The organism is Streptomyces sp. NPDC051018, from assembly GCF_044456085.1.
In the GTDB taxonomy this organism is placed as follows: Bacteria; Actinomycetota; Actinomycetes; order Streptomycetales; family Streptomycetaceae; genus Streptomyces.
The window spans coordinates 24,188-36,626 of record NZ_JBITFN010000028.1 but is presented as its reverse complement, the minus strand read 5'-3'; the positions used below and the strand labels follow the sequence as shown (position 1 = coordinate 36,626).

The 12,439-nt window shown below is 68.1% G+C and carries 8 protein-coding genes; all 8 read left to right on the top strand.

Annotated features, from left to right (window positions below; genetic code table 11):
• Positions 1-3 precede the first annotated feature (3 nt).
• Complete coding sequence (locus ACIBCM_RS32025; protein ID WP_399249417.1) at positions 4-597, top strand: hypothetical protein; 594 nt, start codon at positions 4-6, stop codon at positions 595-597.
• 301 nt (positions 598-898) lie between these two features.
• Positions 899-1,762 (top strand): hypothetical protein, encoded by an 864-nt coding sequence (locus ACIBCM_RS32020; RefSeq protein ID WP_399249416.1) that lies wholly within the window; start codon positions 899-901, stop codon positions 1,760-1,762.
• A gap of 5 nt (positions 1,763-1,767) precedes the next feature.
• On the top strand, positions 1,768-3,039 hold the full coding sequence (locus ACIBCM_RS32015) for a DNA cytosine methyltransferase (protein ID WP_399249516.1): 1,272 nt from the start codon (positions 1,768-1,770) through the stop codon (positions 3,037-3,039).
• Entirely contained in the window at positions 3,039-4,151 is a 1,113-nt protein-coding gene (locus ACIBCM_RS32010) for a DnaB-like helicase N-terminal domain-containing protein (RefSeq protein ID WP_399249414.1), read from the top strand. Before ACIBCM_RS32015 ends, ACIBCM_RS32010 begins: the two co-directional genes overlap by 1 nt.
• The gene (locus ACIBCM_RS32005) at positions 4,148-5,545 is read left to right on the top strand and encodes a DUF317 domain-containing protein (protein ID WP_399249412.1); all 1,398 of its coding nucleotides are present in this window, start codon (positions 4,148-4,150) and stop codon (positions 5,543-5,545) included. The genes ACIBCM_RS32010 and ACIBCM_RS32005 overlap by 4 nt, the downstream gene beginning before the upstream one ends.
• A gap of 1,010 nt (positions 5,546-6,555) precedes the next feature.
• Positions 6,556-7,860, top strand: coding sequence for a helix-turn-helix domain-containing protein (locus ACIBCM_RS32000; RefSeq protein ID WP_399249410.1), 1,305 nt, complete (start codon positions 6,556-6,558; stop codon positions 7,858-7,860).
• Positions 7,861-7,869: 9 nt separating this feature from the next.
• On the top strand, positions 7,870-9,117 hold the full coding sequence (locus ACIBCM_RS31995) for a hypothetical protein (RefSeq protein WP_399249408.1): 1,248 nt from the start codon (positions 7,870-7,872) through the stop codon (positions 9,115-9,117).
• The gene (locus ACIBCM_RS31990) at positions 9,114-12,425 is read left to right on the top strand and encodes a hypothetical protein (RefSeq protein ID WP_399249406.1); all 3,312 of its coding nucleotides are present in this window, start codon (positions 9,114-9,116) and stop codon (positions 12,423-12,425) included. Before ACIBCM_RS31995 ends, ACIBCM_RS31990 begins: the two co-directional genes overlap by 4 nt.
• Positions 12,426-12,439: the final 14 nt, after the last annotated feature.

Sequence of the window (12,439 nt, the reverse complement as noted above, 5' to 3'; positions counted from 1 at the left end):
CCCTTGTCCTTCATCGATCACCACGACGTGTTCATCGGCTCCACCGACGACGGCTGGACCTTCGCCGTCCTCAACCGCCATCTCCCCCGCGAGGCGCGGCAGTCGCTGACCGATGCCGGGTTCACCGCCCGGGCCCACCAGGGCCGCACCCTCTACCTCTTCCCGCCCGGCCAGCCGACAGCGGAAACCCACGAACGTGCCGGTATCGCCCTGTACGGGCTTCTCGCCCACACCATGGACTTCGCCGACCTTTTCTGGACCACCCGCTGGCCCAACCCCGGGCCCGCGAAAGCCGATGTCCGCATCACCGTCGCCGACGACCAGGTCACCGCCACCGCCCGCAGCACCAGCGCGACCGAGATCCTCGCCCAGCACGGCTTCCTCCCCACCCCCGCAGGACGAACCCTCCCTGCCGGCCTGAGCGAACGCGACCGGGTCGCCGCGATCGTCCGGGCGGAGAGCCACCTCCACGCCGACGGGATCACTGTCCACGTCTCCCTCGGCATCCCCACCCTCAACGCGATCCCGCCTGCCCCCGGCTGGGCCACCGGCCCCACTCCGGGACCCGCGTCACCGACCCGGCCACGCACCCGCTGATCGAATGGGCCCAGGCCAACGCGCACTGGCGCACGCTGCCCGGCACATGGGAGTGGCTCCGGGACGCCACCACCTCTACCCGGCAAGTCGCCGACGACCTCGGCACCGTGAGCGCCGCCTTCACCGCACACTCGGCCCCCACCACCGCACCAGCAACATCCCCGGCGCCACCCCCGCTCGGCGCCAGCCGCCCCGCGCCTGCCAGGCGCTGAATCCCCCGCACCCCACAAGGACCATCACCATTTCCAACACCCCCGCCTTTCGGGCGATATCCCTCGGCGCTGGAATCCAGTCCAGCGCAATGCTCGCCCTCTCCGCCCAAGGTGTTCTCCCCAAGGTCGACTACGCGATCTTCGCCGACACCGGCTGGGAACCGAAAGCCGTATACGACCACCTCGACCGCCTGGAGCGGGAAATCGCCGTGCCCGCCGGAATACCCGTCCTGCGAGTCTCATCCGGCAACATCAGAAAAGACGCTCTAGACCCGGATCACCGGTTCGCCTCGATGCCGCTCCACATCCTCAACGAGGACGGGCGACCGGGAATGACCCGACGCCAGTGCACCGGTGAATATAAAATCAAACCAATAAAGAAAAGAGTCCGCGAACTCCTCGGCTACCCCTATCCCGCCCGAATCCCGAAGGGGATCTTCGTCGAGCAGTGGGTGGGAATATCCACCGACGAGTTCCACCGGGCCAAGGACGCCGACGTCAAATACATGCAGAACCGGCACCCGCTCATCGATCTGGGCTGGTCCCGCGCCGACTGCATCCGCTACCTGAACTCGATCGGACTCGCCGAGACACCGAAATCTAGCTGCCTCGGATGCCCCTTTCACGGCAACGCCCAGTGGCGCGCCATCCGGGACCATTCACCGGAGGAGTGGGCGGATGTCGTTGAATTCGACGCGGCGATCCGCCAAGGCAACGCGCGGGCGAACGCGAACGGGAACCGGCTGCTGGGCCAAGCGTTCCTCCACCGCTCCCGAGTCCCGCTCGGCGAGGCGCCGATCGACCATGTCACCGCCGCCGAATGGGCCGCCCTCCAGGAGGAAATCGATGGACTGGACGCGGCCGAACTGGAGGCAGGGGTGACCGACGGCTGCTCCCCGTGGGCCTGCCGCGGCTCCGACCCGGTCCAGGACGACTTCGGACTCAGCGCGTGACAGGACTGGTGCTCGATCTGTTCGCGGGCCCGGGCGGCTGGTCGCTCCCCCTGTCCCGGTGGGGTGTCAGGGAGGTGGGTCTGGAGTGGGACGAGTGCGCGTGCCGGACGCGGCAAGCAGCCGGGCTTGTGACCATCCGCACCGACGTCGCGCTCTATCCGGTGTGGATCTTCTCCGGACGGGTGGTGGGGCTGATCGCGTCTCCGCCGTGCCAGGCATGGTCCATGGCGGGCAAGCGGCTGGGTCTGGTCGACCAGCCGCTGGTGCACCAGGCTGTCGTCGACCTCGCCGCCGGGCGCGACACCCGTGAACAGCTCCTCACCGCCTGTCGGGACGAAAGGTCCCTGCTGGCCGCCGAGCCGATGCGCTACCTCCACGCCCTCCACGTGGCCGGTGAGCCGGAGTGGGTGGCGATGGAGGAGGTTCCGCACGTCCTGCCGCTGTGGCGCCAGTACGCGGCGATCCTGCGCACCTGGGGGTTCTCCGTGTGGACGGGGATTTTGAACGCGGCGGACTACGGGGTGCCGCAGACGAGGAGGCGGGCGATCCTGCTCGCCTCCCGGGTCCGCACCGCCGAACCGCCCCCGCCCACGCACGCCAAGTCCAGTGAACCGGAGACGTTGTTCGGGCCGGGCCGGGACCGCTGGGTGTCCATGGCCGAAGCTCTCGGCTGGGGCGCCACCGACCGGCCGGTCCCCACCGTTTGCGCGGGCGGCCCGAGTTCAGGCGGTCCGGAGCCGTTCCCCTCGGGTTCCCGCAAGGCCCTCAGCGATGCCCGTGACCGCGGGGCCTGGACCCGGCGGAAGCCCGGCACCGGGATCGTGCTCGCGTCCCGCAGGGAAGGGTCGGGCTGGGCCGAGCGGCACGGCACCCGCGAAAACCGCCCCGCCGACGAGCCCGCCCCCACCTTCACCGCCGAGGCCCACCGCTGGTCGTGGAGCCTGCGCAGCAACAACCAGGCCAACGCCACCGTCCGCCGCGCCGACGAACCGGCGGGGACGCTGTTCTTCGGGCACCGAGCCAACGAGTGCGTCTGGGTCGCCGAGCCCCTCCCGGAAACGCCGGGCGCGCGGGGCGGGGCGGTGGAGTCGATCCGGATCACCGCCGCGGAGGCCGGTCTCCTGCAGACCTTCCCGGCCGAATACCCCTGGCAGGGCAACAAGGGGCAGCAGTTCTCGCAGATCGGCAACGCCGTCCCCCCGCGGCTGGCGGCCCATCTGCTGGCCCCGCACATCGGCCAGACCTTCACGCGCGAAGACTTCACCCTGGCGGCCTGATGCCCGAACCCACCCCCGGCGAGGGCTTCGACCCCGTCCCGCCCGACCCGCCGATCCACCACGCCGAACAGGCCCTCCTCGGGGCGCTGTTGCTCGACCCGAACCGGCTCAAGACCATCGGCCCATTGAGCCCCGACCACTTCGCCAGCCCGGCGCATACCGCTGTCTTCGCGGCCATGACCGACCTCACCGCGCCCACCCCGGCCGTCCACACCGCGGAGCCCGCGTGGATCACGGCCGTCCATGCCCACGCCCGCGCACGGGCGCCCGGCCTGCAGCCCACCTATCTGCACACCCTGGTCAACCTGTGCCCGGTCCCCGAGCACGCTCCGGCGTACGCCCGGATGGTCCGGGCCGACCACGCCCGCCGGACCCTGCGCGCCCAGGCCGAATACCTCGTCCAGGCCGCCACCGACCCGACAACGCCCGATCCGGCCGCCACCGCCCTGGCCCGCGCGGACACCCTCGCAGGGTTCCTCGACGAACTCGCCGGACGGTTCCCCCCGCACCCCGGCTCCCTGCCCCGCACCCCGCTCCCGCCACCACCCGAGCGGGACGGCGGGGACGAGGCGGCCTACGAGGAACGGGTTCTGCTGGCCTGTGCCGTCGCCCGCCCACAGGCCCTGACCGCGATGCGGTGGCTGCACGCCGACGACTTCGCCATCCCGCTGTACGGGCGGCTCTTTCGGTGCGTCGCCCAGCTCGCGCACCGCGGCGATCCGGTCGACCCGGTCACGGTGCTGTGGGAGGCCCAGCACCACGGCCTCCTGGGCCCGTCCCTCCCACCGCGCGAGCTGCTGGACCTGATGGCCACCCCCGCCGGCGCGGCGGAGCACTGGGGCGAGCGGGTCCTGCTCCGCTCCCTGCTCCACCAGGCCCGCACCGCCGGGCTGCGGATCCGCGCCTACACCGACGACCCGGCCACCAGCGTCCACCAGCTCGTCACCGGCAGCCGCCGCGCCCTCGCCGACCTCACCGCCGTCCGCGCCCGCTGGCACCACGCCACCCACCCCGCACCCACCGCACGGCCCGTTCCCCAGTCCGCCTCCGCCCGCGCCGGGCCCCGGCCGCCCCACACGAAACCGGCCACCACCGCGCGGACCGCCCGATGAACCCAACCAAGGCCCCCATGCCCCACCCCGAGCCCGCCGCCCACGCCCACCTCGCCCTCCACCCGACCCACGGGCCAGCGGTCACCGCCACGCTGACCGGCCCGGAGAACGCCTCCGCACGGGAGATCCTCCTCACCCACGGCTTCCGGGACACCCCAACCGGGACCGGGGCGACGATGGTGCTGGCCAGGATCGACCGGGAGGAGCCCTACTACGCCGCCCGGGCCGCCAAGGACCTCACCCGGAACGACCACCGGACCACGATCGAGCCCGCCCTCCAGGAGGAGATCGACACCGAGTGGACCTGGGGCGACTACCCCATGCCCTGGCTGACCCGCGACGAGATACGGGAAGTGAGCGCGGCGGCCCAGGAGATCCACGACGACATCGCCTCCGGCCGCCTCACCATCCACCTGCACGCCCACGACGGGTGGACCACCGTCGCCGTCGGCACCCACGAGGACGGCCGCCACATCCACCTCCACGGCGAGAACCACCTCCGGCAGATCACCGGCGTCTACGACACCGAGACCGAGGCCGTCGCCGACTTCCACCGGCTCTACTCGGTTGCCGTGCGCCCCGGCCCCGCGCCGGCCACCGACACCGAACACGCCGCGGCAGCAGCCCTCACGGCCACGGTCCCGACCCTGGTGAGCAACTCGGACCCGGCCGCTCCCGAGCAGGCCGCACCGGAGCTCGTGCCTGCCCACGCCGCCGATCGTGGGAACCACGAAGCGTTGCTGAACGCGTTCCTGGAAGCCCAGGGCGAGTGGAGCAAGTGGCGCACCTGGTCAGATGACACCACTCACGCGGTACACGAAGACCTGTGCCTGCGCGTCGAGTTCGTGCACGAGGCCGACGACCGAACCGACATCGGCTGGACCGTCGCCGCCTACGAATCCCCCGTCGGGGAGCGCCTGTGGCACGCCACCGCCACCGCCGGCACCCCCGTCGAGATCATGAGCACCTTCCTGGACAGCCTCGCCTCCGAGAACGCCTGGGGCCACGGACCCACGCCGGTCACCGAGAAGGCCATCGCCGAGGCCACCCGCCCCCTCGGCGACGCCGGCTGGACGCACACCGTCACCGGGCACGGGATCACCCTGACCGCCCCCGGCCCCCATCCGGCCGGCGTACGGTTCGACCCCCACATCGCCCACCCGCACCCGGCCTGGAGCATGTGGAGCGGCAACCCCGACCGCCCCGACTGGGCCATCCGACTCTCCCCGTACACCCCCGCAGCACTCCTGCAGGACCTCACCTTCGAACTTGCCTACACCTACGGCGAAGCAACCCGGACACCGCCGACCCGCCCCAAGCCCGAGCCGGCCAGCACCTGGAGCATCGTCCCCGCACCGCCCCAAGGCCCTTCGGGACCAGCACGCGGACGCTGAACAACAGCGGACGTATAGCGGGGGATGCCCGGTTCACGAAACCGGACATCCCCTGGACCATGGATTACTCCGCCGCCACCCAGCGTCCGCACCGCCGGAAGGCCATCAGCGCGATCACCAGCCACGAACGACGACAACCGCCAGGACCGCGATGCACCAGCCTGCCCCTGTGCTCCTACGTAGGCCAGACGGAGCACATCCCCGGCCGCTCCGGGCCGCGCTTGGAGCGGAGCTGGACCTCCAGGTCCCCGGTACCTGATGGCCCAGACGAGTCACGTCCCGGTGACCGGGCACCGGGTCAACCCCCTCCGGGTGGACCTTCACAAGGCGAGGAGCTTGGTCTGCTGGGCCGGTGGGACGGGGACGGAGTTTCGCAACCGCCGGTAGGTAGTGTGCTGTTTGCACCGCACCGCCGCGACACCGCCAACACGCTGAGCAGCATCTCGCCCAGGGACTGGACAAGTCCGCCACCGCTCCCTCGGCCACCCGGCGGCCTTGCGATGCCCCCGACGCCCGCGCCACCCCGCCTGCCGCAGGATCGGCAGCCGGAGCTTGCGGTACTGCCCACGCTGTCGGCTGCCCAGCTGCGAGGCCTTCCCCGCAGTTGCCGAGATCGCCGCCGTCACCCCAGCTGACAAATGCAAGCAAAGCTGATGGTGGGCGGCCGGCCCGGCCGGGGCTCGTCAACGAGCCCGTCCAGCCGGCTGGCGAGGAACCGCCGTCGCCACTTGCGGCCGTGTCCGCAGCCACCCGCAGGTCCTGGGCAACCGCCACGATCGGCGGCACCTCCGGCCCCGCGCACGCCAGCCCAATCCGTGCGCGCAGGGCCGGGGCCTGGGCAGATGCCGCCCGACGTGTCCAGCGCCCCAACACCGCCCGCTCATCAGCGGACAGCAGCAGCGGCTCCAGCTTCGGGCCTCGACGAGGAACAGACGCACCAGCAGCAAGAGTCACGCAGCTACTAGCGATTAACTACTGGCGCAGGACACTAGCTGGTTGTGGCCAGTTGCATGGAACTGTTCCATGCGGTTCCCTGGAGCAGTATGGGCCGAGAAGAGTCGTTCAAGCCCGAGGTTCTTCGGCAGCTGCGGGAGCTAGGGGGAGTGAGCCGTCGTGCGCTCGCCGACGCGGTAGGCGTTACTCAGCGGACTGTCGCCTACTGGGAGAGCGGTCAGCGCAAGCCGGAAGCCCGCCAGCTGCCGGCTCTGATGAGCTTCTTCAAGGTCGATGTCCACTACCTCACGAGCCGCCCCAGGGGTAGCACGACACTCCGCGATCTTCGACGGGAAGCCGGGTTCAGCAGTGCTGATCACGCGGCTCAGGCCGTGTCCGGAAGGAAGATCATGCGTGGCGTCAGCTTCGACGGCAACAAGCTGCTCCGTCTTGAACGCGGCCTGCCTTTACGCGGCGTAGCCTGCTCCACGCCCGAGCACGCTGGCCGCCTGGCCAAGGCCCTCGCCCTGGTGTACAAGATCCCGGAGCACGTGATCGTTGATGCATGGCGCAGAACCCGGCCTGACGAGCCCGCCCCGGTGTTGCCGAAGGCGGGCCCCCGCCCGGACAGCTCCGCCCTCATGGAAACGTGGAACGGTCTCAATGACCGCCAGCGAATCTACCTGGAAGCCTGTTTCCACCAGGACGCAGAAGAACAGTGGGCAGAGCGTGGGCGCAACGCGCGCACCGGCCAGCGCCGCCCGGCCGCCGAGTGGCGGAAGATGACGCTCGCCCTCTACGCCCCGCCGGAGATCACGGGCTACAGCCGTCTTCAGGAACGTCTCCGCGACCGCGGCGTCCACGACCCCGGCACTGGCCCCTCCATCGCGGCGCTGAATCGGCGTGGCCTGATCACGGTGCACCACGACACCGTCACGGTTCCCGGTGCCGGGCTGGTCAAGCGGAGTCGGGTCGAGATGACCAAGCGGGGCAGAGCGGTTGCCCGCGCCGGCCTCGGCATTTCCCGTAGCCGGAGCACTCCCGCCCCGATGATGTCGGTGTGGCTGTGGCGCACATTGGTGCGCGTTGCCTACGCCAGTCAGCACGGCGGCGATTACGACCTGGTCGGCCGGGCTCGCCTGCACTTGACGGTCAAAACCGGTCCTGGTCAGGAGGCGCCCTCTCGGGGCTACCTGGAACACAGACTCCCCGACGGAGCAACCTGGGGGCGGCACGCCTGGTATCCCTCGGCCTCCGGCTGGAGACACATCGCCGACTACCTCTCCCAATACCGCGAGCTGTATCCGACGGTTCCCACCGACGGCCTCGAAGACCTCATCCCGCCGCAGTACCGCCCCCCGACTGTCAGTGGTGGCTCGTAGGCTGCCCGCATGTCCGAGCACAGCGAAGCACACACTGACCAATGGCAGTTCGACGAGACAGTCCTGCGGGCCGCCAGCGCGTTTGTACTGTGCGAGGAGGCCCGCTACAACGACGGTCTCTCCTCCGGGCAGCGCGTCGAGAAGCTAATGGAGGCCCAGGGAGTGATCATGGCGACGGTCGGCCCCGGGCACCGCGTCACCTTCCGGGACCTTCTCGATCGTCTTTCCGGGGACCAGGCCGGGAGCCTCGTCGGTATCTTCCCCGAAGAGGCGCTCATCGGCCCCCTGCGTAGCCTCCGCTTCCTCGACAGTGTGGGCGTGTCCACTCAGGAGGGCTGCGACCTGCTATGGGAAGCGGCGGAGATCTTCAAGATCGCCGACAGGAAGCAGCGACGCGGGGAGAGGTTTACTCACTTCGAGCTCGAGAGTGAGTTCGGGCAGGAGCAAGTATTCAAAGCCATTAAGGGCGGCCTCTACGAGAGGCATCGCCAGAACATTATCGAATACCCTGCCTGCGACAAGGAACAGCTGGAGGAACTCGGATTCCCTCCTGCCGTGGCTCAGGTCTTCTATCAGGACATCCCGTCCTACTGCCTCTACAAGCGGCAATGGTGGTTCGGATGCCCTGCTTGCGCCTATCCCATGCAGGTGATTCCACACGACGACGGCAGGACCTATGCCGTAAGGTGCCTCTACCCGTGGCATCAGGACACCGGGGCCCGCTTCACCTTCACTGCCACCCGCGACCAGGTCCCTGTCCTCCATGCCGAGGACCGCATCTACATCCCCAGCAAGGCCGAGATGCCGCTCTATACGGGAGCATCGCGTGAAACCCCCAAGGCCCAGCCCGCTGAGGGATACCGTGCGCTGGTGCGACGTGTCTGGCGCAGCACCTGCATCCCCGGTCTCCCGGAACTCAGGCTTGCCGACGTCCTCAAGGAAGCCGCTGCAGGGACCCGGTTGACGGTCAAGGTCTGGCCCGACAACGACCGCGTCGACATCGAGGTCAAAGACGGTGGCACCGTCGTCTTCTCCATCGACGTCAAGGACTACACCTGGTCCGGTTCCCTGGCCAAGAAGCTCATCGAGGACCGCGGCGACAAGGGCGGAGCCACCTGGCTCGTAGTACCCGATCACCGCCGCCAGCAGGTCAACTACCTCACATCCGTCATTCACCGTGAACGCATTGACATGACGGCCATGGCCGCGTCCGACTTCCTAGCTCTGTTCACCGACCGCCTGAAGGAGTACATGTGAGTAGCGGACGCTCCCCCGAGCAGGACGCCCTCCTCGCCGCGTTCGCCCTGGCAAGCCACCTCTTCCCGGCAACCAACGACGACGGCACGCCCATCGCGTCCTTCCGGCACGTGGCCCTGCTCGCCGAACGCAAACCCTGGGCGCTGAAGCAATGGGACCAGCTCACCCCGGACGAATACCGTATCTTCGCCCGCGTCGTCAAAAAGCTGCCCTCTTCCTACACGTCGGCCGACGCTCTTCGCGTTGCGTTCCGGTCCATGCTGGGCGACGACAGCGAACATTCCGTGGACCTGACCGACGGACTGTTTGAGCTGCCCTCCGACGGAACGACCGAGCATGTGCTCTGCTACCTGCCCGAGCCGCCACTGGACTACGCCTGCAGCATCATTCGCGGCTACTACTCCATGGGCAAACGCCCGCGCGCGCTGGCATTCGCCGGCCCGGGCCACTACACCACCCGCGTCGCCTACCTCGGCAAGGATCTCGGCCGGGCCGCTGTCGGCCTCACCTTCCCCTCAGCCCCGGGCTTCGACGAGGCCCCTGGTCACGCCGCTCTTCCTCAAATCGTCACCGTTCCTGAGGCACCCGAGCTCTCGTTCAGCAAGAAGGAGATCCTGGAGGTTGCCGAACTTCTCAGCCGTCCCGAACGCAAGGCCGGGACCAAGTACATTCGTCGGACCGTGAAGAAGTTCCTGAAGAAGCTCCGCTGCCCCAGCGGCAAGGTCATGGCCCTTGAGCTGATGAATGGGAGCTTCCAGATCCTCAACGCGCCCACAGGCAGCGGGAAGACGGTCCTGGTGCGCGTGCTGGCCGGGTTGATGGCCAAGCGGGACCTACGTCTGGGGATTATCGTCCCGGACGTCAAGGCAACCTTGAAGATGAAGCGGGACATCGGCAGCGATCTCGACTGGCTGTACCAATTGAAGGAGCTCCCAGAGCCCAAGACCTGCGCTGCGTTGATGTCTCCGGCCAAGCGCCACGAACGTGCCTTGGAGTACGGGGCGCTCATGAAGGACACGCCCATCGAGCAGTGGGACGGCAAGAACCTGGACGATCTCGCCGAGGTGGGCTACGCATGCGCCCAGAAGGCGTACATGACGGTCCAGGACCCGTTCCCGGCCGGCGAGGAGAACTGCCTGACGCTGAGCAAGCCCGGAGAGAGTGGCACCTACGCCTGTCCGTTCATCCCGGTGTGCGACAAGTTCCGGCCTCTCTACGAAGCGACCCGCGCCAGCGTCATCATCACCAACCACATGAATTTCGTTGAAGGAACTCTGCGAACCGGAGTCGTCTTCGACGACGACTCCTTCCAGAACAAGCCCCGAGGGACCCGAAGAGCGTCCGTGTTCGAAGCAATGGCACGCATGTGTCACTTGCTAGTCGTGGACGAGGTGGACGCCCTCCAACTGAGTGCCATCAAGGGATGCGCCAAGGAAGCGGTCCTCGCGTCCCTGATGAAGAAGTCGCTGCTGGACATCGTCGATGACGACAGACGCAATCTTCCGCCACACCTGCGCGAACTGCTCGCGAACCCCCTCAGCCACGCCCGCATGACCGCCGAGAACCTGCTTCTGTGGCTGGCGAACAAACAGTTGATCCTCAACCCGCCCGCGCTCAGCAAAGCCCGGGACGACAAGGACGACGCCTACCGCGACAACAAGGGATGGCGGACCCCAACGTCCCGGGACCGGGAGATCATCAACTACCTGTTCCCCGACGACCACGACGTCGACGAGCCGATCCCCGATCAGCTGTTCACCCTCCTCAACCAGCTCATGCCCGGCAAAGACTCTGACGAAGGCCAGCCTGTCGAGCTGCTGCCGATGCCGGAGGGAGCCGACTGGGAGCGTCTTGCCGACCAGCTCTACGACCTCGTCTCTCCACGCGGCCGGAACAACCTGCTTCCCATAAAGCAGGCTATGCACGAGTCCATTGAGGAGACAGTCGCCGAGGACACCGTACGGGCCCGTCTCGTCAACCTCATCACCGTGCGCGCCATCCTGCTGGAACTGGGACAGGCACTTTCTCTCCTGCGTGAACAGGCCCAGAAGGTCCAGGACCACGACAGTGCCGCAGCCCGGGACATCCTCGCCATGACCTACCGGAGCACGGTCTCCAAGCTGTACCCAACCGGAATGCTGGGCCGCGACATCCACGGATACCAGGTGACCGGAATCGGTGACGACAGCAAGCCGACAGCCGAACTCCGCGAGAGCGCCACCATCGGTGACCCTCACACGTTCATCAGCGAACTCGGCCGTCTGACCTCGCTGATGGAGGCCGGGGTACGACGTCCCGTCCTTGGCCTGTCAGCCACCGCGTTCTTCCCCCATGCCTCCGGAGAGCACGTCCATGCCCCTGTGGCCTGGTGGATGCCCGACGTCAATGAGTCCATCAGGGCCAACAGACTGCCCGTCACCAACAGCGACGTGCCAGGCGGAGAGGGAATCCAGATCGCTGGTCTCTACGACGAGCACAAGCTGTCGGCGCTGCGGGAGATGGGCCAGGCGATCTACGAACAACAGCTTCGGGGGCGTCTGGACTGGCTGGCCCGCAACGACCGCGACCGAGCCCGCTGCATCCTCCAGGTCAACGGCTACAAGCAAGGGCTCTACCTCGCCATCGGCATGGCGCAGGCGGAAGGGATGACACATCGCGTATGCGTGCTGCTGCGCCGCGAAGATCTCGCGGAGTACAGAAACATCCTCCCCAAGGGCGTGCGCGCGATCGTCGCCGAGGAACTGGAGGACTTCCACGAGTTCGGCGACATCCTCATTGCCCCCATGGCCCGGATCGCCCGCGGCCTGAACATCGTGGTCGAGACCCGCTCGGCCATCAGCGACGTCTACCTGTGCGTCCGACCAGTCCTCAGCATCGAGGACCCAGCTTGGATGCATGGCAGCGTCAACGCATGCGGCCAACGTGCCGCGCGCTCCTTCAGCGGGGACGACCCCTACGAGGCGATCGAGCGCGCCCGTACCGCAGCCCGTGCACACCTGGTGAAAATCCTGCGTTCTCCCACGCGGTTCTCCAGCATGCATCAAGATCTTCAGATGGAGTTGATCAGCTCGATGCTCGTGGAGCTGATCCAACTCGCCGGACGGGCACGACGCGGCGACACCGACATGGATCTATTCGTGGTCGATCAGGCCGCGTTGGGCACCAAATACACGACGGGACTCGCAGAGGTCATCCAGCTCATCTACGATGCTTGGTCACCGGAGGAATGCGAGATGATGAACCGGCTGTACGGCCGAGCCATTATCGAGTTCCTGCGCTACGCCGAGGTCTCTCACACGTTCTCCTGACCCCGGCCGGTCTG

Bases quoted from the DNA above. Each gene is read 5' to 3' on its own strand.
- ACIBCM_RS32020 (WP_399249416.1), top strand. From the start codon at position 899: ATGCTCGCCCTCTCCGCCCAAGGTGTTCTCCCCAAGGTCGACTACGCG.
- ACIBCM_RS32000 (WP_399249410.1), top strand. From the start codon at position 6,556: ATGGAACTGTTCCATGCGGTTCCCTGGAGCAGTATGGGCCGAGAAGAG.
- ACIBCM_RS31995 (WP_399249408.1), top strand. From the start codon at position 7,870: ATGTCCGAGCACAGCGAAGCACACACTGACCAATGGCAGTTCGACGAG.
- ACIBCM_RS32005 (WP_399249412.1), top strand. From the start codon at position 4,148: ATGAACCCAACCAAGGCCCCCATGCCCCACCCCGAGCCCGCCGCCCAC.
- ACIBCM_RS32010 (WP_399249414.1), top strand. From the start codon at position 3,039: ATGCCCGAACCCACCCCCGGCGAGGGCTTCGACCCCGTCCCGCCCGAC.